Raw genomic sequence first — 25,653 nt, 5'->3', positions numbered from 1 at the left:
GCACCAATCCTTGCAATAACCGCTGGGCTTTCATCGCTGATCGCTTTTGCGGCAGGCGTTGCCGGGTAACCCTTGGCGCCTGTTGCACTTGCTTGGCTTCGCGGTTCAAAAACTGCTTGAGCTGCGAAGGAGCGAGACTATAGCACAGTTTTTGGAGCTGTCATGCCGGGGGAACAAATCGGTCGGCAGATTTCGCACGCATGGCAGAGGCTGCGGCTGTTCCCTTACCAGGAACAAGCCGCGGCTTCTGCCGTGCGGTGACATCCGCGCCCCTGGAAGTGGCCTCGCCCCCAGCCATACGTCGCAGCTGTTACCAGCCGCTGTCGCCTATATAAAGGGGCAAACGCTAGAGGGGGCAAACGCCAATCTATATATAGAAGCGGTAGAGGCTAACACCAACCTGTCGCGACAAACACCAATCACATATAGAGACAGAGGCGCCAGTCAGCCCGGATCGGTCGAACGACCGCAATGCTTGCAGGCAGAATCTACCAGCGGAGGTAGTCCGCATTGCGCAACCGTTCCAGGTCGCGTTTTACGGTTGCTTCGTTCACCAGCCATTGGGGCGCGCCGACGTCCTGCAACTGGTGCGCGTCCATTTGCGCAGCCAGGTTGCGCATCCGGGCTTCGCTGCGCCACTTGCGGTACGCGCCCCAGATCCGGCCAAGCCAGCTTTGGCCTGGCGCCTGCGCCGCTTCCAATACGGCAAGCGCAGGTTCCGGCGCCGCCCGAACCGTGGAGTAAGGCGGGCAATACAGGGGGGAAGTCGGGGTGCAGCTCTGCGTAGACATGATGGGCTCCTTCGCTTTATCCGTTTGGTAAGCGTATTCGCCCATTGTCCGGCTGAAAATCGAATTGTTTTGGCATTATCGGTAAGTTACGATGACCAATAAGCAAACCCAACCCACCCGCCCATGCGCCTGCCTCTGAATACCCTCCCCGCCTTTCGCGTCGTCGCCGAACTGCAGAACCTGCGCGCCGCAGCGGAACGGCTGCACCTCACGCACAGCGCCGTCAGTCAGCAGATCAAGGTGCTGGAAGAACAATTGGGATTTCCGCTTTTCGAACGCAGCGGCCGAGGCATCGTGCTGAACTCCGCTGGCGCCGCCCTGCTATGCAGCGTGCAAGGCGCAATGGCGCTGCTCGATGAGGGCGTGCAGGCGGCCAGCGCAGCCGTCACGGGGAGCGAGCAGCGCCTGCGCGTATCGGTGTTGCCGTCCTTTGCACAACGCTGGCTGCTGCCCCGCATGTCCCGGTGGCGGGCGCGGCATCCGGGACTGGCCCTCGAGATCGAAACGTCGCAGCAGGTGGTGGACCTGCTGCGGGACGGATTTCATGCGGCGCTGCGGTTTGGCCGGGGACCGTGGGCGGGGGTGGAATCGGAACCGCTGTTTGACATGCCCCTGCCTCTCATCGTCCTGGCTTCGCCCGAAACGATGGCCTCACTACCCGACAATTCGCCGGAAACCCTGTCGCGGCAGCCTTTGCTGGGCGAACGCGAAGTCTGGCAGCACTGGTTCAATGCCGCCGGGCTGCGCGTCCCGGTCACGCCGGTAGCGTCCTTCAATGACGCAGGAATGATGCTGCAGGCCGCCGAGCAAGGGCTGGGCATCACGCTCGGGCGCGAACTGCTGGCCGCAGACGCCCTGTGCGCCGGCCGATTGGTCCAGGTTTCGCCCATCAGCGTGCACTATGAACAGGCGCAAACCTATCACCTGGTCTACCGGCCCAGCCTGAAGGACTGGGCTCCGCTGGCCGCATTCAAGCAATGGCTGCGCGACGAATTGGAAATGTCGCGCAGGAATCTGGTCACGCCGGACCCGGACGATCCGCGCAATCCATAAAAAAGAGGCAAGGCAGCGCAACGCTGCCTTGCCTCGACCAAACGCGGCGCCCGGCGGAATGCATCTCCGCGCCCAGGATTCACTTCGCTTGAATTGCCTGGCGGACGCCGCGGCGGCGGCAGTGAATCTTCAGGCCGGCCTTATGCGGCCTTGCGCGCCGACGCGGCGGCGGGCTGCATGGAATCCGTTTCGTTGAACCGCTGGTGCCACGAGAATGCCTCTTCAAGCAGATGGGGCGTCTGGCCGCCGCGTTCGCATGCGCGGTCGAAGTAGTCCTGCAAGGCGTCGCGGTAAGAGGGGTGCACGCAATTGCGGATGATGGCGCGAGCGCGCTCCCGCGGCGCCAGGCCGCGCAGATCGGCCAATCCACATTCGGTCACCAGCACGTCCACATCGTGCTCCGTGTGGTCCACATGGGACACCATCGGAACCACGCTGGAGATGTCGCCGCTCTTGGCCATGGACTTGGACACGAAGATCGCCAGATGGGCGTTGCGAGCGAAATCGCCGGAGCCGCCGATGCCGTTCATCATGTGCGTGCCGCCGACATGCGTGGAGTTCACGTTGCCGTAGATGTCGAATTCAAGGGCGGTATTGATCGCGATGATGCCCAGGCGGCGCACGATCTCCGGCGCGTTGCTGATTTCCTGGGGACGCAGCACGATGCGTTCGCGGTAGTGCTCGATATTGGCCAGGATCTTTTCGTACACGGGCTTGGAGACCGTGATGGACGAGGCCGAGGCGAATGCGAGCTTGCCCTGATCCAGCAGTTCGATGGCGCTGTCCTGCAGCACTTCGGAATACATCGTCAGATTCTCGAAGTCCGACGATTCAAAGCCGTGCAGCACCGCGTTGGCAATGGTGCCGATGCCGGCCTGCAGGGGCAGCAGCGCGTTGGTCAGGCGGCCCGCGTCGACTTCGGCGCGCAGGAAATCGTTGATGTGCCCGGCGATGGCATTCGTCTCGTCGTCGGGGGGCAGCGCATTGGACGGGCTGTCGGGCTCGTGCGTGACGACGATGGCGGCGATCTTCTCGGGATCCACCTCGATGCAGGGCGAGCCGATGCGCTGGTCCACCGACACCAGGCCGATGGGCTGGCGGCCCGGCCGGTCGCCGGGAACGTAGACATCGTGCAGGCCCTCGATGGCGGCCGGCACGCTCATGTTGAGTTCGACGATGATCTTGTCGGCCTGCTGCGCGAACGTGGCCGAATTGCCCACCGACATCGTCGGCACGATGGCGCCGGTTTCGGTGATGGCGGCGGCCTCGATGATGGCCACGTTGATCGGGCCGAGGTGGCCGGCGCGCAGTTGCTCGACGGTTTCCGACAGATGCTGGTCGATGAAGGCGATCTCGCCCTGGTTGATCTTGCGGCGCAGCGTCGTATCCACCTGGAACGGCATGCGGCGCGCCAGGGCATTGGCCTGGGCCAGCAGCTTGTCGGTATCGTGCCCCAGCGACGCACCGGTGATCAGCGTGATGGAGAGCGGCTCGCGCTCGGCACGCGCCGCCAGCGCCGCCGGCACGGACTTACAGTCCCCTGCCCGCGTGAAGCCGCTCATCCCGACGGTCATGCCGTCCTGAACCAGCAAAGCCGCCTGATCGGCGGACGTGATCTTGGCGCGCAGTCCAGGGTTGCGGATACGGTCGAGATGCATGGTGTCTCCAAATTTGAATGCCTACAGCTTGCGGCCGGGCGCGGCGATGCCGCTTTGCGCGCCCAGGCGCCGTCTGACGCGGCGTTTCCCGAAGTCCCATTGCGGGCGCGAGCCGGCAACGGAACGATTTTTCGGCAGTATAGGAAGCCGCGCGCAAATCTCGTAATGACTTAAAATCATCCATTCCAGTCGTTTTTTTCATCATTTGAGTTTTTCGCCAACGCGCGAAGGGGCCGGCAAGCATGGATGTGCGCGCATTGCGGTATTTCGTGGAAACGGTCAGGCACGCCAGCTTCACGCAGGCGGCCAGGTCGCTCTTCGTGACGCAATCCACCGTCAGCAAGATGATCCGCCAGCTCGAGGAAGAAGCCGGTACGCCCCTGCTGATCCGCGACGGGCACACCGCGCGCCCCACCGACACCGGGCGGGTCATGTATCAGCGGGGGCTGCAGGTGCTGGAATCGATGCGCCAGCTTTCCGAGGAATTACGCCAGACCGCCGAACTCGATCGCGGGTCGCTGGAGGTCGGCATTCCGCCGATGATCAATCTGCTGTTCACCCCGGTCGTGAAGCGGTTCCGCGAACTGCATCCAGGCATCCACCTGACCCTGCGCGAAGGCACCGGCCAGGCGGTGGAAAGCCTGGTCGCGCAAGGCGAGCTGGAAGTGGGCGCCACCATCCTGCCCGTCGCCCCCGACGCTGGACTGGCTGCGCAGGCATTCGGCAGCTATCCCATCTGGGTGATCGGTCCGCCCGACGCGCCCTGGGCCGGCAAGACCTCGCTGCCGCTTGGCGCGCTGCGCGACGCGCGGCTGCTGATACCGACCGACGATTTCGCGATCACGCGCCGCTTGCGCCAGGCGTTTGCCGATGCGGGCTTCCAGCCCGGCATCGCGGCGCAGAGCGCGCATTGGGATTTCCTGGTGGCCATGGCTTCGGCCGGCCTGGGCGTCGCCCTGCTGCCCGAGCCGCTGATGCAGCGCATGAAGACCCGGGGCCTCAGCACGGCAAAGCTGGCCAAATCCGGCATGCAATGGGAAGTGGGCCATATCTGGCTGCAATCCGGCTATCTGTCCTTTGCCGCCCGCGCCTGGCTGGACGTCTGCAATGCCGTCCTTGGCGGGCCCAGGAAACCGGCAGTGCGCCCGCCAAAACACCAGCCGAGTTGAATCCAAACGTTGGCCTCGTAAACTTGGGTTGCGGCCAGCAGCGGCGGCAGACGGTCGGACAAGTCCGCCGCTGAATCCGGCCCTGTTTTATTGGCCCGGGCCCTACCCATTCGCCCGGAAAAGCGCCGTTCAGAAAACTGGGGACGCAATACCAGTTTTTGTTGCAACGGCCGGGGCGGCGGCTTGCTATGCTGCCGCCTCGACGCGAGTGACTCGCCCAAAAACATGACCCCGATTCCGTACACCTTGCTTACGCGCGTCCGCCGCGCGACCGCCTCCCATCTGGCGACGTTGCTTGCCGCATTGCTGCTGGCCTTCTGCTTCATGCCCGCCTTCGCGGCGCCGCCGGCCGCGCCCGCGGATACCGAAGCCGTGCTGTCGGCCGCCCGCAAGCAGATCGACGACATGCGCAAGCGGATCGCCGATGAAACCGACGATGCCGTGCTGGTCAAGCAGCGCGGAGACGCCCTGGACATCCAGTCCAAGGCAGACGCGGCGGCGGAAGCCCTCACGCCGCAGCTGGCCAGCGTGACGGCGCGGCTGAGCGAACTGGGCACCCCTCCCGACGGCGCGAAAGAAGCGCCGGACGTGGCGGCGCAGCGCGCGCAACTGGAAAAGAACAGCCGTGCGCTGGACGCGCAGATAAAGCTGGCCAGGCTCCTGTCCGTGGACGCCGGCCAGACGGCCGAGCAGATATCGGCGCAGCGGCGCACGCAGTTCCAGGCGCGCCTGGGCGAACGGCGCGACTCCTTCCTGTCCGGCCAGTTCTGGTCGGAATTCCACGAGGAATTCCCGCGGGATCTGGAACGTTTGGAGGCCTTGCGCGATGACCTGTCGACCGCCGTCGGCCAGACGCCCAAATGGGGCTGGCTGCTGCTGGCCGCCGTCGCCGCGCTGGCGATCGCGCTGCGCATCTGGGTGGGCCGCTTCCTGCTGCAGTTGACCTCCACCCGCGTGCCGCCCGGCCGTCTGCGCAGATCGTTCCTGGCCGTGACGCTGGTGATCCTGTCCGTGGCCACGCCCGGGGTGATCGCGCTGTTGATCCAGGCGGGCCTGGACTGGAAATCGCAACTGTCCGACAGCACGTCCTCGCTGCTGACGAACCTGGTGGCGACCGTCTGTTTCGGGGGATTCGTCTCCGGGCTGGGCTACGCGCTGCTGTCCACGAACCGCCCTTCCTGGCGCCTGCCGCCCATCAGCGATATCGTCGCCACCCGGCTGCGCTGGCTGCCCGGCGTGCTTGGCGTGCTGGTGGTGATGATCTGGCTGGCCGAACGGCTGCCGGTCCTGCTCAACGCCAGCCTGACGACGACGATCACGCTGACGGGCATCGTGGCCGTGCTGACCATGGCCATGCTGGGCGCGGTGCTGGCCATCAGCCGCCGGTTGCGGCGCCAGGCCATGCTGGAAGACGGATCGCCCGTTCCGCTCTGGGTGTCGCTGCTGCTGGCCGCCGTCTGGACCGTGCTGATCGTCAGCCTTGCCAGCCTGCTGGCGGGCTACGTGGCGTTTGGCAGCTTCCTCGTCAAGCAAGTGCTGTGGGTCCTGATCATCCTGGCGTCGGCCTATCTGGCGTCCACCCTGATCGAAGACGGATTCAGCACCCTGCTGGGCACGTCGCACCGCGACAGCGGCGAGGGCGAAGGCCCCAGCATGCGCGACCAGGCGGCCGTGCTGCTGTCCGGGCTGGGCCGCGTGGCCATTGCCCTGCTTGCCATCATCCTGCTGCTGGCTCCGTTCGGCGAAGCGCCGATGGACCTGCTGCAACGCTTCGACCAGTTGCGCAAGGGACTGGCCATCGGCGAGGCGCAGATCCGGCCCGGCGCGGTGCTGCAGGCGCTGATCGTGCTGGCCCTGTCGCTGCTGGGCGTGAAGATGCTCAAGCGCTGGCTGTCCAACCGTTACCTGCCGACCACGGAACTGGATCCGGGCATGCAGCTGTCGGCCGCGACCCTGTTCGGCTATGGCGGCTTCGTGGTGGCGGTCGCGCTGTCGCTGTCCGCGGCAGGCATAGGCCTGGAACGGGTGGCATGGATCGCCAGCGCCCTGTCGGTCGGTATCGGTTTCGGCCTTCAGGCCGTGGTCCAGAACTTCGTGTCGGGCCTGATCCTGCTGGCCGAACGTCCGGTCAAGGTGGGCGACTGGGTGTCCCTGGGCGGCGTGGAGGGCGACATCCTGCGCATCAATGTGCGCGCAACCGAAATTCAGATGGGAGACCGGTCCACGGTGATCGTTCCCAACTCCGAGTTCGTGACGAAGACCGTCCGCAACGTCACCCGCTCCAATCCGCTGGGCCTGGTCCAGATCAAGCTGCCCATGCCGTTGTCCACCGACGCGGAGCAAGTGCGCGAACTGATCCTGCAGGCCTTCGCCGACCATGAGGACGTGCTCGACGCGCCGGCGCCCAATGTGTTCCTGGACGGCATCGACGCGGGCCATCTGGTTTTCAATGCCAAGGGCTACGTATCGTCGCCCCGCGCGGCGTACGGCGTGCGCAGCGCCCTGCTGTTCACCGTGCTCAAGCGCCTGAACGATGCAGGGCTCGAGGTGTCGTCCCCGCCCACGATGTTGCTGGCTTCGGCGCCGGAACCGGTGCAGGCAGCCACGCCCGTCGCGGTCCCGCCGCCCGCGTCAACCTAGCCGCCGCCTCAGCCCGGCGAGTAAAAGTCGGCGAACTGCTGCCGCTCCAGGCGCGGATTGCGCAGCGGCGGCGCGGACAGCGTGGCGCTTCGGGCGGAGAGCACCGGGTAGCCCTGCACGACCGGCGCCTGCGGCGCGGGCGGCGCGGCGCTCACGGTCTGGACCGGCGTCGGCGTGGCGACCTGCGCGACAGCCCCGCCGTCAAAGCGATGATCGGCCGTGGTCAAGGCCGGATTGGTGCACAGGCCCTGCGCCACCAGCGCCGCCTTGGTGCGGTCATCGGTCTGGCACAGGATATCGATGGCCGCCGTTTCCAGGCGGCGCGAGCGGTCCGCATCCTTGGTGGACGCCGCGGCCTGCATCGTGCGCTCGAAGTTGCGGCGCAGGCTGCATTTCTGGTCCTCGATCGGAATCGCGACATTCATGCCGAAGCCCACCACGGACCCGCCGCCGCCGGCGGACACCATGCAGCTGTCAGACGAAAACGAACCGTAGAAGCTCTGTCCGCCGACGGGCGGCGCGCTGCGCAAGGTGCTGGTCCCGCTATTGCTGGAATTGAGCGTGATGCCCTGGTTGTTGCCCGCGTTGGTCGACCCGGAGGAAGCCGAGGTCGTGGAACTGGAGGTGCTGGTCTGCGCGCCGGCCGACACCGCGGCGAGCGACAGGGAAATGGCTAGAACTATGGTCTTCATGATGTCCCCTCGCCCGGACGGCCGAAGCCGTCCGGATAATTGGGTCAGCGATTGAACCCGACGACGTGGCCCACCGGGCCGATGCCGTGTATCGACCCGAACGCGCCGACATTCGCTGCGTGGAACGTTCCTGTCGCCGACGCGCTCGTTTCGGTCTGCCCGAACGATGCCCCGCCGTTGGCGATGCTGTCGCCGACCATGATCGGCGCGTTGCCGGACACATGGCCGTAGGACTCGCTATTGGCGTACTGGCGCGTGCTGGTCACGACTTGCGTTCCATCGCGGCTGAAGCTTCCGCCGACTTCCGCGATGCCGCCCGTGCTGCCGAACGACGTCTGGCTGGAAGAGCCGTAGCCGTTGACCTGGGTGGCCACCACGGAGCTGCCCGTGGAGATGGACGTGGCGGTGCCGTTGATGGCGCCGGCGTGGACGGTCGCCGATCCGCCCACCTGGCCAGGGCCGGTAGCGTAGGCCGATGCGGCGAACAATGACAATGCTGCGACTGCTGCGAGCTTTTTCATTTGAGCTCCTCCTGATCCGTCTGCACGGATGCACAGGTGCCGGAGACCGACCGGCGCGGACCGTTACTTCCCATGGACTGCACCCGTCTGGGCATAGGAGCGTGGGACTTTCGTATTGGTACGGAATGATTGCGCCGTCCTAGGCAGGTCGGTATCGGTTAAACGAACGACCGGGGCTTTGTGGATGATGGCGTGGCGTATTACGCGAACCTGAATATGCGGATTGGCCGCGCGCGCGGCCATGCATACGGACGAGGAGAAAAGCGCGGGAACGAGGCCCCGAATGGAAGAATTCAGCTGTAAGGATGGGGGCGAGCGCGTTCGGCTCGCACAAAATCCTTAACGCGCATGCGGGTGCGCGCCGCGAGGGTCAGGAATTGCTGCGCGCCTGCGCGATGCGCCAGATCTGCATGGTCTCGCGCCGGGCCAGCAACAGGTCCACGGCCACCAGGACCAGCAGGAATCCGCATTCGGCCAGCGTCAGGTTCGCAAGCACCTGGTAGCTGGCCAGCAACGCGATGCCGGCCACGCCGGCCACGCAGCCGGGCCAGGCGGGCGGCATGCCAGGCTCCCGGACGGGACGCGCCAGGCACAGCCAGGCCAGGAGCGGCAAGCTGAGGATCGACAAAGGTATGTAGATGGCGATCGCCGACAGCAGCACGGCCACGCCGAACTGCGTGTGCAGGAACAGGGACATCAGGGCGATGGCGCCGACGCCGGCATACCAGAGCAGGCGGACGGTAATGAGGCGAGTCAAGGCGACGGCTCGGTGATTCATTCGAAGACGCGGAAAGCGGAATTTTCAGCCATACTACTCCGGCCTTCCGGCCCCCACCCGATTTGGAGACACCGCCATGATCCAGGAGATTGCCAGCATCCATGTCCGCGAAGGACAGGAGGCGCTGTTCGAAGCAGGCGTTGCGCAGGCGAAACCGCTCTTTCTGCGCGCCCGCGGATGCCACGGCATGGAGCTGTACCGCAGCATCGAGCAGCCGCAGCGCTACACGCTGGTGGTGGCCTGGGAAACGGTCGAAAACCACATGGTGGATTTTCGCGAATCCACCGACTTCCAGGAATGGCGCAAGCTGGTGGCGGGCTTCTTCGTCGAACCGCCCCAGGTGCATCACGAACAGAAAGTGATCTGACGCGCCGGACGCATTCGCGCGCCCCTGCGCTAGTCTTGCGGCGGATCGTCGTACTTGCGCGCGCTGCGCCGGAAGCGGTCGGCCGGATACTTCCCGGCATTCTTGACCATCTTCCCGGCGACGGCTTGCGCGATATCGACGCCCAACTGATCCGCCAGCGCCACCAGATACATCTGCACGTCCGCGATTTCATCGGCGGCGTCGGCCAGTTGCTCAGCGGGCAGATGGCGGGACTGGTCTTCGCTGAGCCACTGGAACAGGGAAACCAGTTCGCCCGTTTCGCCCGCCAGGGCCATCGCCAGGTTCTTGGGCGAGTGAAACTCCTGCCATTCGCGTTCCGCCGTGAAGCGGCGCAAGGCCAGTTTGATTTCTTGCAGGTCTGACATCGGCGTTCCCCAATTCAGCGGCGGATCAGGACGCAGCCAGGCGCGCGCTGGCCGCCAGCGCCACGGCAACCGTGGTCCGTACGTCGGCCAGGGCCCGGTGGGTCGGCTGCGATGCGCCGACGTGACGCGCCAGGATATCGAGCTTATGGGAGGGCAGCTCCGGCCACGCCCGTCGCGCCAGCGCCAGGGTGCAATGCGTGGCGTTCGGAAACGGCAGTCCCGTCTGGTCGGCCGCGGCACCGAGAAAGCGCCTGTCGAACGAGGCATTGTGGAAAAACACAGGCAGGTCCTCGACGAAATCCAGGAACGAGGAAAACGCCTGCACGACCGGCACGCCGTCGCGCTCGACCTCTGCCTGGGTGATGCCGGTCAGACGCGAGATGAACGAGGGCACCGGACCGCAGGTGCGCACGACCTGCGTGTACTCGCGTTCGAGCACGCCCCCGACCCCCACCCTGACCGCCGCGAATTCCAGGATTTCGCAACTGGACGTCGACAGGCCGGTGGTTTCCAGGTCGGCGACGATGAAAGGACCGCCCAGCGCCTGCAGCGCGTCAGTCAGCGCGGCCTGGGCCCGCGGGGCCGGCCGGGCGGGTCCGGTTCCGCTGGCGCGCGTGCGTCGGTAAAAGAAGGTCACGGGCCTTACTCCGCCGGCTGCAGGGCTGCAAACCGAGGCGAGCCGTCGGCAAGCTTTCCGAAGAACAGCTCCTCGGGCCGCACCCACAGGCCGCGCGCGTGCGGCCAAAGGTGTTCGTACACCACCAGGGATTCCTCGGTCTCGGAATGGCGGGCCAGTCCCACATAGCGGTAAAGGCCGCCTTTATAGTGGCGGTGCGTGGCAAGGGCAAGGGCTTCGGATTCGGTCATGGACGGCTGCTGCAAATGGCGCGGCCCGGGATGGAAAGAGACTCCTGCCCCCGGGCCAAGGATTCAGACAATGCCGTCTTTATAGCGCACTGACGCCGGCGCCCATTGCCGCATTGCACGCTAGGCCGCCCGCCGCCTCTCGCCCGCGTCCGCGCTCATCTGGGTGATGTCTTCCGTGACGCCCCCCAGCTTGGCCGATTGCGCCAGGGATACTTCCACGACCTGGGCCATGATTTCCGTGACGCGCCGCGACGACGACACGATGCCTTCCATCGTGTCGCCCGCGGACCGGACCAGCACCGCGCCGCCTTCGATCTGTTCGACCGACGCCGTAATGAGGCCCTTGATCTCCTTGGCGGCCGCGGCGCTGCTCTGCGCGAGGTTGCGGACCTCGGCTGCCACGACCGCGAACCCCTTGCCGTGCGCGCCCGCGCGCGCCGCCTCGACCGCGGCGTTGAGCGCAAGAATGTTGGTCTGGAACGCAATGCCGTCCATCACGCCGATGATCTCGGAAATGCGGCGCGAACTCGCGGTGATCTCGCCCATGGTCGTGACCACGTCGCGCACGGTCTGGCCGCCCGTTTCCGCGATGCTGCTCGCTTCTTTTGCCAGGTTGTTCGCCTGCCCGGCCCTTTCGGCGTTCTCCGTCAGGCCCTGGACGGCGACGCGCAGCGTCTGCGCGGCCGTAAAGCGGCGGGTGATGTCGGTGGCGAACTTCACGACCTTGAACGGCCTGCCCTGCGCATCGAAGATGGGGTTGTAGCTGGCCTCGATCCAGACCTGGCGACCGCCCTTGCCCACGCGCAGATATTGGCCCGTGTCGTGTTCGCCGTTGCGCAGCCTGCGCCAGAAATCCTTGTACGCCGCACCCATGGCTTCTTCGGGCGGCACGAACATGCTGTGGTGCCTGCCCAGCACTTCGTCGGCACGATAGCCCATCGCATGCAGAAACAGGTCGTTGGCGCGGATGATGGTGCCGTCGAGTTCGAACTCGATGATCGCCTGCACCTTGGAAATCGCCGCCAGTTGCCCTTCGGAGTCGGCCTGGCGATGCTGCTGGCCGGTGATGTCGGTGGCGTACTTGACGATCTTGATCAGCCGTCCGCGTCTGTCGAAAATCGGGTTGTAGGACGCCTGCAGCCAGACATCCGTGCCGTCCTTGCGTATGCGGCGGTAGCGACCGGAGTCGTGCGCGCCCTGTCCCAGTCTGTCCCAGAACGCTGCGTAGGCCGCCGATCCGCGCTCGGCCTGATCGATGAACATCCGGTGATGCCGCCCCTGGATCTCTTCCAGCGCATAACCCATGGTGTCCAGGAAATTCTGGTTGGCCATCAGGACGCGGCCTTCGAGATCGAACTCGATGACGGCCTGGCACTTGTGGATGGCCGCGATCTGGCCGTCCAGGTCCGCTTGGCGCAAGGCGCCGCTTCCACGAAAAATGCGGTCCAGGGTAATACCAAGCATGGAGACCTCCAGGAGATGGGATTGCCGCGCGCACCTGGCACTCATGTATCTAATGGAAACTATTTAATCCTAAAAATTAGCGTCTCTCAACGGTTTTTCTTGAGGAGCGGCAAAAACAAAGGGACGCGTGGCGATTGCGCACACCCGGGTAAATCCCGACCTAGGGCGCATCCAGCTCGCGGTACTGGCGAAAAATATCCTCGCCAAACGGCAGCCGCCTGCCGCTGTCGAAATAGGCCTTCAGTTCGGGAAGCTGGGTGACCCGCTCATGCAGCGCAAAGATCTTCGGATAATGCGCGGCCAGCGTTCCCATGCGCTTGGGGAAGGCATACAGCAGGCCATCGACCAGGTGAAACAGCGACAGGTCGACGTAGGTCCAGCCCTTGCCCCCCGCCAGCCACGCCTGCGGCCCGTCCAATACCCGTTCGAAATAATCCAGGAACTTGGGAATGCGCTCCTCGCGAAATACGCGCGCGCGGCGTGCCGCCTCTTCCTTCTGGTCTTCGTAGTATTCGCTGGCCGAGATGGGGTGATGCGTGTCGTGCGCCTCGGCCACCATGTCCGCGATGGTGAGCTGCAACTGGTTCACCCACAGTCGGCCTTCCAGCGACTCCGGCGCCAGGCCGTGCTTTTCGCCCAGGAAAAGCAGGATATTGGCCGTTTGCCCCAACGTGATGTTTCCCGCCACCAGATAGGGCGGAGCGAAAGGCGGATGCCTGCGCGCGGACTGCATGTCGTCGATCAGGGTGCCTTCATCGGCGCCGGGTTCACGCGCGCGCTCGCGGTAGGGGATACCGCCAGCCTCCAGCGCCAGGCGCACGAACTCGCCGCGCCCGGGGATGCCATTCCAATACCAAAGGTCGTAGGTCATACGGTCTCCTTTCGATGGACAAGGGCCATGGCCTGTTCACGCTGGCGGCAGTTCAGCGCGGGCCTAGACTGAAAATACGCTCATGTCGCCACCTTGCTCCACGGCTCGGCGGCCATGCGCCTGCTGATATTGCCTGGGGGACTGGCCGAAATGCGCCCGGAACTCCCGCGAAAAATGCGCGCCATCCGCAAACCCACAGTCCAGCGCGATCTGGGTAATGGTGCACTGGTTATTCAGCAAAAGCCAACTGCCATACTCCAGTCGCAATTGGCGTTGAAAGGACATGGGCGACATGCCGGTGGCCAGCCGGAAGGCGCGCTCCAGTTGCCGGCGTCCCACACCCACGTAGCGCGCGATGGCGTCGAGCGGCGGCGGGTTGTCGATGCGTTGCTCGATGAAGTGGGCGGCCTGCCGCACGCGCAGGTCCTGGATGCCGGACAGGTCGGTGTGAAAATGCGCCTGAGGCACCCGGCCAGGCCGAACCCCCTGCAGCATCATGTGCCGCATGGCCTGCTGCGCCTTGTCGCGCCCGCAATGCCGCGCCACCAGGTACAGACCCAGGTCGATCGCAGCCGTCGAGCCCGCGCAGGAGATCAAATCGCCTTCGTCCACGAACAGGCGGTCGACCACGGCCCGTGTCTGCGGAAAGCGTTCGCGGAAGACGTCCAGCACATTCCAGTGCACGCAGACGGTGCGCGGCCCGATCACGTCCGCCTGGGCCAGGGCGAAAGTTCCCGTACAGATTCCCAGGAGGCGCACGCGCTGCGCCGCCGCCCGCCGCAGCCACTCGCGCAGCCGCTCCGGCATGCGTCCGTTGATGTAGTCGTTGCCGCCGCACACCGCCACGTAGTCGAACTGCGTGGGGTCGTCGGGCAGGCTGTCCACGACATCGATCGTCAGGCCGGCGCTGGAACAGCGCGGCTTGCCATCCCAGCTCATCACGCGCCACGCGGTATGGATCTGCCTGCTGCGGCCGCCGTGGTCCCCCGCCAGGCGCAGTACATCGACCAGGCCGGCAAAGGCGGCCAGCGTGAACTGGTCCAGCAGCACGATGCCGATGGTCAGCGCGGGTTTTCCCTGAAGCTGATCACCGTCGCCTTCTTCATAGGAGAGCGGCGGGAACGAGGCGGTCGGCACGGAACTCATGACGCAATTATTCAAGTTTTTGTCCCATGCCTTCAAGCTGGTTTTCCCGGGGATCGCCCAAGATGAGGGTGTGCTGCCGGATGGCGTCGCTCGTCGGCGCCAACGGTCCAGCGCCGACAAATTCACAAGGGGAATCCGACATGGCAATACTGACCCGCAGCGCCCTGAGCGCCGCCTTGCTGGGAGCCGGACTACTGCTGTCCGTCCAGGCTCACGCGCAGCAGCAGAAGATCACCGTCGCCTGGTATGGCGGCAATTGGGGCGACGCCTTCCGTGCCTGCGTCGCCGAGCCCTATACCAAGGCCACGGGTGTGACCGTGGTGCCGGAAGTCGGCACCTCCACCACGACGCTGGCCAAGCTTCAGCAGCAGAAGAACGCGCCCACCATCGACGTGGCCTGGATGGACGGCGGCATCAGCGAACTGGCCGAGCAGGCCGGCGTGCTGGAGAAACTGGATCCCTCGACGATCCCCAACTTGAAAAACGTCATCGACCAGGGCGTCTACAAGAACGGCGACGCGGCCTATGCCGTCAGCACCGGCTACTACTCGCTGGGCATCGCCTACAACACCAAGGAAGTGAAGCAGGCACCGACCAGCTGGAAGGACCTGTGGAAGCCCGAATACGCCGGCGCCATCGCCGTACCGTCGCCGGCGAATTCCTCTGGCGTGCCCTTCGTGTTCTTCCTCGCGCGCGTCTGGGCCATCGATCCCTCCAATCTGGGGCCGCTGTACGCCAAGCTGGCGTCCCTGGACACGGCGCTGTTCTTCGACAGCTCCGGCGCGGCCACCAATGCCTACCAGAGCGGTGAAGCCATCATCGGCGCCCACTTCAACGTGGGCGCTTGGGACCTGATCGACAAGGGCCTGCCCATCGGCTTCGCGGTGCCCAAGGAAGGCGCGTGGGCCACCGACGCGCGGCTACATCAGGTGAAGAATGCGCCGAACCCCGCAGCCGCGCAGAAATTCATCGATACGGCCCTGACGCCCGACGCCGCCGCCTGCCTGGCCACGCGCCTGTACCTGGGGCCCGCGGTCAAGGATGTGCAGGTTTCCCCGGATGTCGCGCGCAAGCTGCCTTGGGGCGCCGAGGGCTCGGTGAAGAACCTCAGCCTTTTTGACTGGAACCTCATCAACGGCCGCCGCGCCGAAGTCACCGACGCGTGGAACCGCCAGGTCGCCCGCAAGCGCTAGGGTCAACATGTCCGCTTTGCTAACCATCGAAGCCGTGTCCATGCGCTTTGGCGCCTACCAGGCGTTGGACCACATCGACCTGGATATCCGCCAGGGAGAGTTCGTGGCCTTGCTGGGCCCCAGCGGCTGCGGCAAGACTACTTTGCTGCGCGCGATCGCCGGATTCTTGCAGCCGGAGTCCGGCCGCATCCTGATCGAGGGCCAGGACATCAGCCGCCTGCCCGCGCATCGCCGGCCCCTGAACACCGTGTTCCAGAACTATGCGCTGTTCCCGCACCTGAACGTGCTGGAGAACGTGGCGTATGGCCCAAGGCGCCATGGCGCCTCGCGCGCCGATGCAGCCGAGCGGGCCCGTTCCGCGCTGGACCAGGTGGGACTGGCTGACTTCGGCGCGCGCTATCCCCGCGAGATGTCGGGCGGACAGCAACAACGCGTGGCGCTGGCGCGAGCGATCGTCAACCAGCCCAAGCTGCTCCTGCTTGACGAACCGTTGTCCGCCTTGGACCTGAAGCTGCGCAAGCGCATGCAACTGGAGCTCAAGCACCTGCAAGCCAGGCTGGGCATCGCCTTCATCTTCGTCACACATGACCAGGAAGAGGCAATGACCATGGCCGATCGGGTGGTGGTGATGCATGCCGGGAAGATCGAGCAGGTCGGCTCGGGCACGGACATCTACCGGCAACCCGCCACGCGCTTTGTGGCGGAGTTCATCGGGGACGCAAACTTCCTGGCGTTCAGCGCCCGCGACGGCGCGCTGCACCTGGATGCGCAGGGGCTGCGAATTCCGCTGCACGCGAGAGCCGCGCCCGTGCGCGGCGTGGCCGTGCTGCGGCCGGAAGACCTGCGGCTGGTGGACGACATCGACACGGCTTTGACGGGCGCCGTAACGGACGTGATCAATGTGGGCAGCCACAGCTTGATCCACGTGGACATCGGCGGGCAAATATTGGTGGCGCGCCACGGCGGGATCGCGCCGTCGGGGTTGGTTCCGGGCGCCACCGTCCGCGTGGCCTTCCTGCCCGAACGGCTGCACCTGATCGGCGAGCAACCATGAACGCCCGCGGCTGGCTCTCTCCCGGTTTGCTGCTGGCGGCCCCCGTGCTGTTCTTCGCGGCCTTTTTCCTGGCGCCCCTGGCGGTCGTGGCGCTGGCCAGCGTGACGGGCGGGCCAGACGGCGTCACGCTGACGCTGGAGCAATACACGCGCGTGCTGGCCGACCAGTATCACTGGGATGTCATCCTGGTGACGTTCAGGCTGGCATTCTTCACGACCATCATTTGCGTCATCCTGGGCTATCCCCTGGCCTGGTATCTGGTCCGGGTGGTGCGTTGGCAGGCCTGGCGCCGGTTCTGCGTGATCCTTCTGGTGGTGCCGCTCTTTACCAGCAATATCGTGCGCGCCTTTGGCTGGATGGTTCTGCTGGGCCGCAACGGGCTGGTCAACCAGGCGCTGGTGGCCGCCGGCGCGTCGGACCGCCCGGTGCGTTTCATCGGCACCGAGCTGGGCATCCTGATCGGCATGGTCTACGTGCTCCTGCCCTTCGTGGTACTGGCGGTGGGCAACGCCCTGGCGCGCGTGGACCCCGCATGCGAGCAGGCCTCGGCCGACCTGGGCGCCAGTCCGGCCGCCACATTCCTGCATGTCACGTGGCCGCTGACCGTGCCCGGCGTGGTGTCCGGCGCCATCATCGTCTTCACGCTGGCGGTAAGCGCCTATGTCACGCCGGCGCTGCTGTCGGGCGGCCGCATCTCGGTGCTGTCCATGCTTATCTTCCAGCAATACAGCACGGTGTTCGACTTCCATTACGGCGGCGCGCTGAGCATGGTGCTCCTGGCGTTCACCCTGATCCTGGTTGCGCTGGCGAACCGCGCGGCCGCCCTGCCTGGAGCCGCGCGATGATCGCCCGCCACCTCATCCGCCTGATTGCGCTGGTCGTGCTGGCCTACCTGGCGCTGCCGCTCGTCGTCATCCTGGGCGCGTCGTTCACCGCCACGCCTTACCTGGCGTTCCCGCCGCAGGGCTGGACGCTGGACTGGTACCGCACCTTGCTGATCGAGGCCGGTTATGTGGCGGCGTTCACGACCAGCACCCTGCTTGCGCTGGCGGCCACGGTCGCGGCCGTGCTGCTGACGGTGCCGGCCGCCCTGGCGGTGGCACGCCATGACTTCCCGGGCAAAGCCGCCCTGACGTCGGTGCTGATGTCGCCGCTGGTGCTGCCGCATATCGTGCTGGGCGCGGCGCTGCTGCAGTACGGCGCGTACTTCGGCCTGAGCCGCAGCTTTCTGTCGCTGCTGATCGGGCACGTCGTGATCATCGCGCCCTTCGTGCTGCGGTCCACGCTGACCCTGCTGACGCCGGAACAGCGAGCGCTGGAAGAGGCCTCCGCGGACCTGGGCGCCAATCCCTGGACCACGTTCTTCCTGGTGGTCCTGCCGCAGATCCGGCCCGGCATCGTGACCGGTTCCATCTTCGCGTTCATTTCGTCGTGGATCAACGTGGAGCTTTCCATCTTCAACACCACGGCGGACCTGAACACCATCCCCGTGAAGCTCTTCAACTATGTGCAATACACGATAGACCCGACCATCGCAGCCGTATCGGGCGCCACGATCGTAGTTGCGGTGATCGCCATCGTCATCCTGGATTTGACCGTCGGGCTGGACATGCTGTCCGAACGCGGCAAGTAACCCTTCTTATCTTCCTCTAGCCTGGAGCTACAGTCATGCGCAAGCAAGACGCGTTCGATGTCATCTATACCCATACCGAAGGCGAGCCCCTGTGCATCGTGCACAGCGGTATCCCCTACCCCGCAGGATCCACCATCCTGGAAAAGCGGGCGTTCCTGGAGCAGAACTACGACTGGTTGCGCCGCGCGCTGATGCGCGAACCGCGCGGCCACAAGGACATGTTCGGCGTTTTCCTGACGCCGCCGTCCAGCCCTGACTATGACGCCGGCCTGATCTACATCGACGGCACCGAGTATTCGCACATGTGCGGCCACGGCACCATCGCCGTCAGCATGGCCATGGTGGCCAACGGGTTGGTCGCGCGCGGCCAGGACGGCATCACCAAGATCCGCTTCGAGACCACCGCCGGCCTGGTCGTGTCCGAAGTGGCATCCGAAGGCGACAACGTGCTGTGGACGCGCTTCGAGAACGTGCCGGCCTACGTGGCCGCGCAGGATATTCCCGTGGAACTGCCCGGCTACGGCAAGCTGTCGGCCGACATCGTCTGGGGCGGCAACTATTTCGGCATCGTGGACCTGTCCGGCTGCGATCTGCGGATCTCCCCGGATAACGGCACCGAGCTGTCGCGCATGGGCCTTATCGTGCGCGATCAACTGAACGCTCGCCAGCGCATCCAGCACCCGACCGAAGCGCACATCAACAACCTGAACTTCATCACGTTCTGGCACCAGCCCACGATCGAAGGCGCGTTCTACAAGAACGTCCACGTGTTCAGCGCCGGACAGCTTGACCGGTCGCCCGGCGGCACCGGCACCAGCGCCATGATGGCCATGTTCGAAGCGCGCGGAAAGATGGGCCTGAACCAGCCCATCAAGTCCGAGGGACTGCTGGGCAGCGGCGTGTTCGAAGGCTGCCTGCTGGGCGAGGTGGACCTGAACGGCACACGCGCCGTGCGCCCCACCGTCAAGGGAACGGCCAGCATCCTGGGCACGGCGCGGTGGGTCATCGACAAGAATGACCCCGTTGGCGCGGGCTTCCTGATCCGCTGAGGCCGGCGGGCAAGCCAGCGGGCGGGGATTGAAGACCCGCCCGCCGGCCGTCGCCGCGCCGGCCTAATCGCGCGCCGCGTCTTCCAGGATCATTTCCGCGCCGCGCTCGGCCACCATCATGACGGCGGCCTGCGTGTTGCCGGAGACCATCTTCGGCATCACGGACGCATCCACCACGCGCAGGCCGGACAGGCCATTCACGCGCAGTCGCACGTCGGTGACGGCGGCCGTGTCCGACCCCATGCGGCAGGTGCCGATCGGGTGATAGATGGTCTGCCCGTTGTGCCGCGCGAAATCCAGCCATGCTTCGTAGCTGTCGACGGCGGCGCCGGGGCTGACCTCGGCCTCGACATAGCGCTGCATCGCGGGTTGGCCCACGATGCGGCGGGCCGCCTGCATGCCCCCGACCAGGCTGTCGCGATCCACCTGGGCGGACAGGAAGTTGGGGCGGATGGACGGACCGGCCAGCGGATCCGCGGATTTGATGTGGATGGATCCCACGGACTCGGGCCGCAGTTGCGCCACGCCGATGGTCATGCCGGGGTGCCGGTCCAGGATGCGTTCGGCGGCATTGGCGTAGCTGGCGTGCACGAAGAAAAACTGCACGTCGGGCGTGGGGAGTTCCGGCGCGCTTTTGACGAAGCCATGCACCAGCCCCGTGCCCAGCGTCAGGATGCCCTTGTGGCGCAGGTAGTAGCGCGCCACCTGCTGCGCCAGCCTCCAGCCGCGCGACATCTCATTCAACGTTACCGTGCCCTTCACGCGCCAGTTCATGCGCGTGGCGAAGTGGTCGATGTAGTTCTCGCCCACCTGCGGCTGCGCATGCACCACGGCAATGCCGTGGGACTTCAGCAAGGCCGGATTGCCGACGCCGGACAGCTCCAGCAGCTGCGGCGACTGCACCGCGCCCATGCACAGCAGGGTTTCGCGGCGCGCGCGCACCGTGTGCTCCTGCCCGTTCTTGCGGTAGGCCACGCCCACGCAGCGCTTGCCCTCGAAAACCAGGCGCGTCACATGCGCGCCGCATTCCACGCTGAGGTTCCTGCGCCCGGCCGCCGGCTTCATGTAGCCGTCGGCCACGCTCCAGCGCCGCCCCCGATGCTGCAGGACCTGGTAATAGCCCACCCCTTCCTGGTTGCCGCTGTTGTAGTCGGGGTTGAAAGGCTGGCCGTCCTGGCTCGCGGCCTGCAGAAAGGCATCGGACACCGGGAAGCGCTCGGACACTTCTTCCAGGAACATCGGCCCGTCCTTGCCCCGGCCGTCTCCACCGGCGCGGTAGTTTTCTATCTTGCGAAAGACGCGCTCGGCGACGGCACTCCCCCAGCCGGCCGCGCCCGCGGCCTCCCAGCCGTCGTAGTCCTGGGGCTGGCCGCGCACGTAGATCATGCCGTTGATCAGCGTCGAGCCGCCCACGCCCTTGCCGCGCGGCACGGCGATGGTCCGGCCGTAGACGTTGTCTTCGGGTTCCGTCGAAAACCGCCAGTTGTAGTCCGGATCCACCAGCAGCTTGGAGAAGCCCGCCGGGATCGGAATCCACATGCTGCGGGCTTCCTGGCCCGCCTCCAGCATCAGCACGCGGTACTTGCCGTCGGCGCTGAGCCGGTTGGCCAGGATGCAGCCGGCGGTGCCGCCGCCGGCGATGATGAAATCGTAGTCGCCCATCTTTATCCACCGAATCCCGAATATGGCTGCGCGGCCTTAGCCGGCGGCCCCCACGCCCAGCATTTCGACCATCAGTTCGATCTGGCAGGCCAGCATCGGCGCGCCATAGTGCACCTTGCAGCCGCGCGCCTGCGCGGCGAGCAGCAACGCGGTTTCGCGGGGCTGCATGATGACTTCGCAGACCAGCTGATCCGGCGTGAGGCGGCTGGCGTCCAACGGAAGCGGATCGCCTTCTTTCATGCCCAACGAGGTGCCGTTGACGACCAGGTCGTGGCCAGAGGGATCAGGCGTGCCCACCGCGATGTTGGCGCCGGGGTGCAGGGACAGGATGCGGGCCTTCAGGTCTTCGGCCTTGGCCGGCGTGCGGTTGGCGATGGTCAGCCGCGAGACGCCGGCCTGCGCCAGCGCGAAGCCGATTGCGTTGGCCGCGCCGCCCGCGCCCGCCAGGTAGGCGCTCTTGCCCTCGGGAGAGACGCCGCAGCTTTGCAGCCCCCGCACGAAGCCTTCGCCGTCCAGCATATGGGCGACCAGCCGGCCGTCGGATTCGCGGCGCAGCACATTGGCCGCGCCGATCTTGCGTGCGACGGGCGTGGCCTCGTCGGCCAGTTCCAGGATGGCGGTCTTGTGCGGAACGGTGACGATCACGCCGCCCAGGTTCTCGAGGCGGCGCAGCCCCTCGACCACGGCGGCCAGATTGTCGGGCCGGACATGGAATGGCACGCACACGCCGTCAAAGCCGATCCTGGCGAAGTGTTCGTTCATCCGCTGCGGGGTCTTCACGTGGTGGATCGGGTCGGCCAGGATGCCGAACAGGCGCGTGTTGCCGCTGATTTCTTGCATTGTTGTCTCCGGGATCAAGTCTTGATGAATTCGCGCGCCACGTCGGCGATGCCGGCGGCATCGAGCTTGTAGTGGGCGTACAGGGTGGTGGGCGGCGCGATCAGGCTGTATTCATCATAGATGCCGTGACGGCGCAGGCGCACGCCGGCGCCCGCGTCGGCCAGGACCTCGGACACGGCCGAACCCAGCCCACCCAATACGTTGTGTTCTTCGACCGTCATCAGCAGGCGGGATTTGGCCGCCGCCAGCACGGCATCGCGGTCCAGGGGCTTGATGGTGGGCATGTCGATGACGCCCACCGACAGGCCCTCGCCGCGCAGCTGTTCGGCAGCGGCCAGCGCCGCATGCACGGTAATGCCGCAGGCGATGATGTTCAGGTCGCTGCCCGTGTCATGCACAATGGCGCGGCCGAACTGGAACGGCGCGCCGTCTTCGTAGACCTGGGGATCGCGGCCGCGCCCGATGCGGAAATAGATGGGCTCGGGCCAGTCCGCCGACGCCTTGATGGCCGACGCCAGCTGCGGCCCGTCTGCCGGCGACACAACAGTCAGGCCGGCCAGCGCCCGCATGGTGGAGATGTCCTCGGTGGCGTGGTGCGACGTTCCGTAGAAGCCCAGGCTGATGCCGGTGTGGTGCCCGATCAGGCGGACCGGCAAGCGGGTGTAGGCGACGTCCATGCGGATCTGCTCGCAGCACAGGAGGCCCAGGAAGGACGCGAAGGTGGCCACGAAGGGCATCATGCCCGTGGTGGCCAGGCCCGCCGCCGCCGACACCATGTTCTGCTCGGAAATGCCGAACTGGACGTAGCGGTCGGGGTAGGCCTGCGCGAAGCGGTTCAGCCCGTTGGAGTATTGCAGGTCGGCGGAGCCCGCGACGACCGGATGCCCGGCCTTGGCCAGTTCGATCAGGGCGTCGGAAAGATAGGACAGCCCGGGGTTCACCGCATTCAGTGCGCGGTACTGCCAGGAATCGGGGGAAAGTACTTGTGCCTGTGCCATTCAGATCTCGCGGGAGAGGATTTCGTCGACGGCGCTTTGCGCGTCCTGCGGGGCCAGATAGCCCAGGTGCCAGCCCGGTTCGGTTTCCATGTAGGACACGCCCTTGCCCTTGATCGTCCTGGCGATGACGCAGGCCGGCCTGGCCCGTTCACCGTCGGCACGCAGGCGGCGCAGCAGCGCGGTCAGTTCGGCCAGGTTGTGGCCGTCGACTTCGTGGACTTCCCAGCCGAACGCCTGCCATTTCTCTTTGAGCGATTCGACGCCCATGACGTCGTCGACCTTGCCGTCGAGCTGATAGCCGTTGCGGTCGATGATTGCGATCAGGCGCGACAGGCGGTTGTGCGCGGCGAACAGCGCCGCTTCCCAGACCTGCCCTTCCTGCATCTCGCCGTCGCCCAGCATGACGAAGACGTTGAAGTCCCGCCCGTTCATGCGGCCGCCGACGGCCATGCCGACGCCGTTGGACAGCGCATGGCCGATCGAGCCGGAGCTGAAGTCCACGCCCGGCACCTTGCTCATGTCGGGGTGGTCGCCCAGCGGGCTGCCCAGGCGCGTGTAGCCGTCCAGCAATTCGCGCTCGATGAATCCGTGGTCAGCCAGCACGGGGAACAGGCCCACCGCCGCGTGGCCCTTGCCCATCAGGAAGCGGTCGCGGTCGGGCCAGTGGGGCTCGCCCGGCCGCAGGCGCATGACGTCGTAGTACAGCGCCGCGAAAATCTCCGCGCACGAGAACACCGAACTGTAGTGCCCCACCTTGGCGATTTCGATCAGGCGGATGGTTTCCAGCCTGATGTAGCGGGCCTTTTCCCGCAGCATCGCGATTTCCCCTTCAGTGGGGGTCTCCTGGTCCTTGCGCATCGCGTCTCCTCGCTTGTTTGGATATATGATATATAATATACCCAACCCGCTCGAATTGGCTATGCCGGGCTAGAATTCATCCTGGATTCAACCTGCTTCCTATACCAGCAAGCCAGATACGCCATGCCCAGCCTCAAACCGGTCAAAAAAGAGAACCTTTCCGTCAAGGTCTACAACGAGATTCGAAATGCCCTCATCAATGGGCAGTACGAACCTGGCGAGCGCCTGATCATCGGGGAGCTGGCCCAGGAAATGGGCGTGTCCATCACGCCGGTGCGCGAGGCCATCTTCCGCCTCATCAGCGAGCAAGGCCTGGAAATGCAGGCGGCCACCGCGGTCTACGTGCCCTACGTCAATTCGGAAAAGCTGCGGGAAATCCAGCAGATCCGTTTTCACCTGGAAGGCATGGGCGCGGCCGAGGCCGCCCAGAACATCACGCGCAAGCAGCTGGACAACCTGATCGCCCTGCAGCGCGACTTCATCTCCTGCACGTCCACCGATCCCAAGCGCGCCAGCTACCTGAACCGCAAGTTCCATTTCGCCATCCTGGAAGCCAGCAACAAGCCCATCCTGCGCAGCACCGTGGAATCGTTCTGGGTGATTACCGGACCGATTCTCAAGGTGTTCCACATCAAGACCGCGGGACTGGACTACTCGCAGGACGAACACCGCCACGAAGCGGTGATCCAGGCCCTGGAAGCGCGCGACTCGGAAGCGGCCCGCAAGGCCATCCAGGCCGACCTGGTCTGGGGCGGCAAGATCATGATCGACTGGCTGGTCGAACGCGAGAAAGAACTCGACTACCGCCCCCCAGGGGCCCGCAAATAGGACGACTTCATGCTTAAGATTTTTGGAGCTCCCAGCCGCTACATCCAGGGACCCGGCGCGCTGGACACCCTGGGCCAGTACGCGGCGCTGTTCGGCCGGCGCGCCGCGCTCGTCATCGACAGCTATGTCCATGGCGTGCTGGGGCCAAGAATCGAAGCCTTGTGCGCCAGGCACGGCGTGTCGCTTTCGCCACTGATGGTCGAGGGCGACCTGACGCCCGCGGTCATTGACGGCCTGCGCGCGCAAGCCGCCCCGGCGGACATCGACATGGTGATCGCGGTGGGCGGCGGCAAGTCGCTGGACGCGGGCAAGGCGGTGGCGAAGTCCTCGCACTGCCACCTGATCACCGTGCCCACGGTGGCGTCCAACGACGCCCCCACCAGCAAGAACTACGTCCTGTACGACGCGCATCACAATCTCCTGGCGGTTGAGCACATGCTGTTCAACCCGACGATCGTGCTGGTGGACACCGCCGTCATCGCCACGGCCCCCGTGCATTTCTTCCGAGCCGGGCTGGGCGACGCGGTCTCCAAGAAATTCGAGGCCGAACAGTGCCAGCGCAATGGCGGCAAGAACATGTATGACGGCGCGCCGCTGCTGACCGCCCAGCTCATCGCGGACGGCTGCCTGCGCACGCTGCTGGCCGACGGCGCGGACGCCGTCGCCGTGGCCGGCACCGGGAAACCGACGCCGGCGTTCGAGCGCGTGGTGGAAGCGATGATCCTCATGAGCGGTCTCGGTTTTGAAAGCGGCGGCCTGTCCATTGCGCACGCCCTGACGCGCGGGCTGCCCAAGATCAGCGGCGTGGCCACGGCGCTGCATGGCTTGCAGGTCGCCGTGGGCCTGCTGGTGCAGCTGGACATGGAAAAGCGCAACGACGGCATGCTGGCCGACCTGACCCAGTGGTACGCGCAGGTGGGCCTGCCCGCCACGCTGCGCGAACTGGGCGCGGCCGCCACGCCGTCCGACGCCGAACTGACGCTGGCGGCGGACCTGAGCCTGAAGGCGCGCCATGCCGCCAACTTCGATCGGGCGCTGGATGCGAGCACGCTCGCGGACGCCTTGCGACGCCACGCCTGACGGCGGCCACGGCCGGCCGGGCTGGTCGGCCGCACTTCGCCGGCCGCACCTGGCC

At 65.8% G+C, this 25,653-nt stretch carries 26 protein-coding genes; 11 read left to right on the top strand and 15 right to left on the bottom strand.

Annotation, left to right across the window (positions count from 1 at the left end; genetic code table 11):
* Nucleotides 1–488: 488 nt before the first annotated feature.
* On the bottom strand, nt 489–791 hold the full coding sequence (locus ABE485_RS16190) for a hypothetical protein (RefSeq protein ID WP_346516285.1): 303 nt from the start codon (nt 789–791) through the stop codon (nt 489–491).
* A 123-nt stretch (nt 792–914) separates the two neighbouring features.
* Between ABE485_RS16190 and ABE485_RS16185 the strand changes: the two genes are divergently transcribed.
* Nucleotides 915–1,844: a LysR substrate-binding domain-containing protein gene (locus ABE485_RS16185; protein WP_346516284.1), complete on the top strand. Its 930-nt coding sequence runs from the start codon at nt 915–917 to the stop codon at nt 1,842–1,844.
* A 140-nt stretch (nt 1,845–1,984) separates the two neighbouring features.
* Here ABE485_RS16185 and ABE485_RS16180 read toward each other — a convergent pair whose 3' ends face one another.
* Complete coding sequence (locus ABE485_RS16180; protein WP_346516283.1) at nt 1,985–3,502, bottom strand: acetyl-CoA hydrolase/transferase family protein; 1,518 nt, start codon at nt 3,500–3,502, stop codon at nt 1,985–1,987.
* 242 nt (nt 3,503–3,744) lie between these two features.
* Here ABE485_RS16180 and ABE485_RS16175 point away from each other — a divergent pair, with 242 nt between their 5' ends.
* Together ABE485_RS16175 and ABE485_RS16170 are read left to right on the top strand one after the other, a co-directional pair.
* On the top strand, nt 3,745–4,671 hold the full coding sequence (locus ABE485_RS16175; RefSeq protein ID WP_346516282.1) for a LysR family transcriptional regulator: 927 nt from the start codon (nt 3,745–3,747) through the stop codon (nt 4,669–4,671).
* A 225-nt stretch (nt 4,672–4,896) separates the two neighbouring features.
* The gene (locus ABE485_RS16170) at nt 4,897–7,311 is read left to right on the top strand and encodes a DUF3772 domain-containing protein (RefSeq protein WP_346516281.1); all 2,415 of its coding nucleotides are present in this window, start codon (nt 4,897–4,899) and stop codon (nt 7,309–7,311) included.
* 8 nt (nt 7,312–7,319) lie between these two features.
* On the opposite strand, the gene ABE485_RS16165 is transcribed toward ABE485_RS16170, so the two are convergent.
* The 3 genes from ABE485_RS16165 to ABE485_RS16155 form a co-directional block, all read right to left on the bottom strand.
* The gene (locus tag ABE485_RS16165) at nt 7,320–8,003 is read right to left on the bottom strand and encodes a hypothetical protein (RefSeq protein ID WP_346516280.1); all 684 of its coding nucleotides are present in this window, start codon (nt 8,001–8,003) and stop codon (nt 7,320–7,322) included.
* A gap of 44 nt (nt 8,004–8,047) precedes the next feature.
* Entirely contained in the window at nt 8,048–8,524 is a 477-nt protein-coding gene (locus tag ABE485_RS16160; RefSeq protein WP_346516279.1) for a hypothetical protein, read from the bottom strand.
* Between the two features lie 370 nt (nt 8,525–8,894).
* Nucleotides 8,895–9,281 carry a hypothetical protein gene (locus ABE485_RS16155; RefSeq protein WP_346516278.1) on the bottom strand — a complete coding sequence of 129 codons (387 nt, stop codon included), beginning with the start codon at nt 9,279–9,281 and terminating at the stop codon, nt 8,895–8,897.
* A 97-nt stretch (nt 9,282–9,378) separates the two neighbouring features.
* Here ABE485_RS16155 and ABE485_RS16150 point away from each other — a divergent pair, with 97 nt between their 5' ends.
* On the top strand, nt 9,379–9,669 hold the full coding sequence (locus ABE485_RS16150; protein WP_346516277.1) for an antibiotic biosynthesis monooxygenase family protein: 291 nt from the start codon (nt 9,379–9,381) through the stop codon (nt 9,667–9,669).
* A 29-nt stretch (nt 9,670–9,698) separates the two neighbouring features.
* Here ABE485_RS16150 and ABE485_RS16145 read toward each other — a convergent pair whose 3' ends face one another.
* The 6 genes from ABE485_RS16145 to ABE485_RS16120 form a co-directional block, all read right to left on the bottom strand.
* Complete coding sequence (locus ABE485_RS16145) at nt 9,699–10,055, bottom strand: nucleotide pyrophosphohydrolase (RefSeq protein ID WP_346516276.1); 357 nt, start codon at nt 10,053–10,055, stop codon at nt 9,699–9,701.
* Between the two features lie 25 nt (nt 10,056–10,080).
* Entirely contained in the window at nt 10,081–10,692 is a 612-nt protein-coding gene (locus ABE485_RS16140) for a 3'-5' exonuclease (protein ID WP_346516275.1), read from the bottom strand.
* 5 nt (nt 10,693–10,697) lie between these two features.
* Complete coding sequence (locus ABE485_RS16135) at nt 10,698–10,922, bottom strand: DUF1653 domain-containing protein (protein ID WP_346516274.1); 225 nt, start codon at nt 10,920–10,922, stop codon at nt 10,698–10,700.
* Nucleotides 10,923–11,042: 120 nt separating this feature from the next.
* Nucleotides 11,043–12,386 (bottom strand): methyl-accepting chemotaxis protein, encoded by a 1,344-nt coding sequence (locus ABE485_RS16130; protein WP_346516273.1) that lies wholly within the window; start codon nt 12,384–12,386, stop codon nt 11,043–11,045.
* Nucleotides 12,387–12,546: 160 nt separating this feature from the next.
* Nucleotides 12,547–13,257: a glutathione S-transferase gene (locus ABE485_RS16125; protein WP_346516272.1), complete on the bottom strand. Its 711-nt coding sequence runs from the start codon at nt 13,255–13,257 to the stop codon at nt 12,547–12,549.
* A 63-nt stretch (nt 13,258–13,320) separates the two neighbouring features.
* Nucleotides 13,321–14,403 carry a GlxA family transcriptional regulator gene (locus ABE485_RS16120; protein ID WP_346516271.1) on the bottom strand — a complete coding sequence of 361 codons (1,083 nt, stop codon included), beginning with the start codon at nt 14,401–14,403 and terminating at the stop codon, nt 13,321–13,323.
* A gap of 140 nt (nt 14,404–14,543) precedes the next feature.
* Here ABE485_RS16120 and ABE485_RS16115 point away from each other — a divergent pair, with 140 nt between their 5' ends.
* From ABE485_RS16115 to ABE485_RS16095, 5 genes are read left to right on the top strand one after another with little or no spacing between them, the layout of a single operon-like run.
* Nucleotides 14,544–15,596, top strand: coding sequence for an ABC transporter substrate-binding protein (locus ABE485_RS16115; protein WP_346516270.1), 1,053 nt, complete (start codon nt 14,544–14,546; stop codon nt 15,594–15,596).
* A 7-nt stretch (nt 15,597–15,603) separates the two neighbouring features.
* Nucleotides 15,604–16,650 carry an ABC transporter ATP-binding protein gene (locus tag ABE485_RS16110; protein ID WP_346516269.1) on the top strand — a complete coding sequence of 349 codons (1,047 nt, stop codon included), beginning with the start codon at nt 15,604–15,606 and terminating at the stop codon, nt 16,648–16,650.
* Nucleotides 16,647–17,495 carry an ABC transporter permease gene (locus tag ABE485_RS16105; protein WP_346516268.1) on the top strand — a complete coding sequence of 283 codons (849 nt, stop codon included), beginning with the start codon at nt 16,647–16,649 and terminating at the stop codon, nt 17,493–17,495. Before ABE485_RS16110 ends, ABE485_RS16105 begins: the two co-directional genes overlap by 4 nt.
* Nucleotides 17,492–18,283 carry an ABC transporter permease gene (locus ABE485_RS16100; RefSeq protein WP_346516267.1) on the top strand — a complete coding sequence of 264 codons (792 nt, stop codon included), beginning with the start codon at nt 17,492–17,494 and terminating at the stop codon, nt 18,281–18,283. Before ABE485_RS16105 ends, ABE485_RS16100 begins: the two co-directional genes overlap by 4 nt.
* A 35-nt stretch (nt 18,284–18,318) precedes the next feature.
* The gene (locus tag ABE485_RS16095; RefSeq protein ID WP_346516266.1) at nt 18,319–19,332 is read left to right on the top strand and encodes a proline racemase family protein; all 1,014 of its coding nucleotides are present in this window, start codon (nt 18,319–18,321) and stop codon (nt 19,330–19,332) included.
* Nucleotides 19,333–19,395: 63 nt separating this feature from the next.
* Here the strand turns inward: ABE485_RS16095 and ABE485_RS16090 are convergent, their stop codons facing one another.
* Genes ABE485_RS16090 through ABE485_RS16075 form a run of 4 tightly spaced genes read right to left on the bottom strand, consistent with a single transcriptional unit; the run spans nt 19,396 to nt 23,690 of the window.
* Entirely contained in the window at nt 19,396–20,994 is a 1,599-nt protein-coding gene (locus ABE485_RS16090; RefSeq protein ID WP_346516265.1) for a GMC family oxidoreductase, read from the bottom strand.
* 36 nt (nt 20,995–21,030) lie between these two features.
* Complete coding sequence (locus tag ABE485_RS16085; protein WP_346516264.1) at nt 21,031–21,834, bottom strand: shikimate dehydrogenase family protein; 804 nt, start codon at nt 21,832–21,834, stop codon at nt 21,031–21,033.
* A gap of 14 nt (nt 21,835–21,848) precedes the next feature.
* Nucleotides 21,849–22,832 carry a transketolase family protein gene (locus ABE485_RS16080; RefSeq protein WP_346516263.1) on the bottom strand — a complete coding sequence of 328 codons (984 nt, stop codon included), beginning with the start codon at nt 22,830–22,832 and terminating at the stop codon, nt 21,849–21,851.
* Complete coding sequence (locus tag ABE485_RS16075) at nt 22,833–23,690, bottom strand: transketolase (protein WP_346516262.1); 858 nt, start codon at nt 23,688–23,690, stop codon at nt 22,833–22,835.
* A gap of 123 nt (nt 23,691–23,813) precedes the next feature.
* Here ABE485_RS16075 and ABE485_RS16070 point away from each other — a divergent pair, with 123 nt between their 5' ends.
* Nucleotides 23,814–24,518, top strand: a complete 705-nt coding sequence (locus tag ABE485_RS16070; protein ID WP_346516261.1) for a GntR family transcriptional regulator — start codon at nt 23,814–23,816, stop codon at nt 24,516–24,518.
* Between the two features lie 9 nt (nt 24,519–24,527).
* Nucleotides 24,528–25,598, top strand: a complete 1,071-nt coding sequence (locus ABE485_RS16065) for a glycerol dehydrogenase (protein WP_346516260.1) — start codon at nt 24,528–24,530, stop codon at nt 25,596–25,598.
* The last annotated feature ends 55 nt before the right edge of the window (nt 25,599–25,653 follow it).

The sequence above is a fragment of the Achromobacter spanius genome (genome assembly GCF_039673305.1).
Classification (GTDB): Bacteria; Pseudomonadota; Gammaproteobacteria; order Burkholderiales; family Burkholderiaceae_B; genus Achromobacter; species Achromobacter spanius_F.
The sequence above is the reverse complement of the archived record's forward strand: the minus strand, read 5'-3'. Positions and strand labels throughout refer to the sequence as shown.

What these genes read in the sequence shown, in the direction of transcription:
- ABE485_RS16190 (WP_346516285.1), bottom strand. Translation starts at nt 791, where the DNA reads ATGTCTACGCAGAGCTGCACCCCGACTTCCCCCCTGTATTGCCCGCCT.
- ABE485_RS16185 (WP_346516284.1), top strand. Translation starts at nt 915, where the DNA reads ATGCGCCTGCCTCTGAATACCCTCCCCGCCTTTCGCGTCGTCGCCGAA.
- ABE485_RS16180 (WP_346516283.1), bottom strand. Translation starts at nt 3,502, where the DNA reads ATGCATCTCGACCGTATCCGCAACCCTGGACTGCGCGCCAAGATCACG.
- ABE485_RS16175 (WP_346516282.1), top strand. Translation starts at nt 3,745, where the DNA reads ATGGATGTGCGCGCATTGCGGTATTTCGTGGAAACGGTCAGGCACGCC.
- ABE485_RS16170 (WP_346516281.1), top strand. Translation starts at nt 4,897, where the DNA reads ATGACCCCGATTCCGTACACCTTGCTTACGCGCGTCCGCCGCGCGACC.
- ABE485_RS16165 (WP_346516280.1), bottom strand. Translation starts at nt 8,003, where the DNA reads ATGAAGACCATAGTTCTAGCCATTTCCCTGTCGCTCGCCGCGGTGTCG.
- ABE485_RS16160 (WP_346516279.1), bottom strand. Translation starts at nt 8,524, where the DNA reads ATGAAAAAGCTCGCAGCAGTCGCAGCATTGTCATTGTTCGCCGCATCG.
- ABE485_RS16150 (WP_346516277.1), top strand. Translation starts at nt 9,379, where the DNA reads ATGATCCAGGAGATTGCCAGCATCCATGTCCGCGAAGGACAGGAGGCG.
- ABE485_RS16145 (WP_346516276.1), bottom strand. Translation starts at nt 10,055, where the DNA reads ATGTCAGACCTGCAAGAAATCAAACTGGCCTTGCGCCGCTTCACGGCG.
- ABE485_RS16135 (WP_346516274.1), bottom strand. Translation starts at nt 10,922, where the DNA reads ATGACCGAATCCGAAGCCCTTGCCCTTGCCACGCACCGCCACTATAAA.
- ABE485_RS16130 (WP_346516273.1), bottom strand. Translation starts at nt 12,386, where the DNA reads ATGCTTGGTATTACCCTGGACCGCATTTTTCGTGGAAGCGGCGCCTTG.
- ABE485_RS16125 (WP_346516272.1), bottom strand. Translation starts at nt 13,257, where the DNA reads ATGACCTACGACCTTTGGTATTGGAATGGCATCCCCGGGCGCGGCGAG.
- ABE485_RS16120 (WP_346516271.1), bottom strand. Translation starts at nt 14,403, where the DNA reads ATGAGTTCCGTGCCGACCGCCTCGTTCCCGCCGCTCTCCTATGAAGAA.
- ABE485_RS16115 (WP_346516270.1), top strand. Translation starts at nt 14,544, where the DNA reads ATGGCAATACTGACCCGCAGCGCCCTGAGCGCCGCCTTGCTGGGAGCC.
- ABE485_RS16110 (WP_346516269.1), top strand. Translation starts at nt 15,604, where the DNA reads ATGTCCGCTTTGCTAACCATCGAAGCCGTGTCCATGCGCTTTGGCGCC.
- ABE485_RS16105 (WP_346516268.1), top strand. Translation starts at nt 16,647, where the DNA reads ATGAACGCCCGCGGCTGGCTCTCTCCCGGTTTGCTGCTGGCGGCCCCC.
- ABE485_RS16100 (WP_346516267.1), top strand. Translation starts at nt 17,492, where the DNA reads ATGATCGCCCGCCACCTCATCCGCCTGATTGCGCTGGTCGTGCTGGCC.
- ABE485_RS16095 (WP_346516266.1), top strand. Translation starts at nt 18,319, where the DNA reads ATGCGCAAGCAAGACGCGTTCGATGTCATCTATACCCATACCGAAGGC.
- ABE485_RS16090 (WP_346516265.1), bottom strand. Translation starts at nt 20,994, where the DNA reads ATGGGCGACTACGATTTCATCATCGCCGGCGGCGGCACCGCCGGCTGC.
- ABE485_RS16085 (WP_346516264.1), bottom strand. Translation starts at nt 21,834, where the DNA reads ATGCAAGAAATCAGCGGCAACACGCGCCTGTTCGGCATCCTGGCCGAC.
- ABE485_RS16080 (WP_346516263.1), bottom strand. Translation starts at nt 22,832, where the DNA reads ATGGCACAGGCACAAGTACTTTCCCCCGATTCCTGGCAGTACCGCGCA.
- ABE485_RS16075 (WP_346516262.1), bottom strand. Translation starts at nt 23,690, where the DNA reads ATGCGCAAGGACCAGGAGACCCCCACTGAAGGGGAAATCGCGATGCTG.
- ABE485_RS16070 (WP_346516261.1), top strand. Translation starts at nt 23,814, where the DNA reads ATGCCCAGCCTCAAACCGGTCAAAAAAGAGAACCTTTCCGTCAAGGTC.
- ABE485_RS16065 (WP_346516260.1), top strand. Translation starts at nt 24,528, where the DNA reads ATGCTTAAGATTTTTGGAGCTCCCAGCCGCTACATCCAGGGACCCGGC.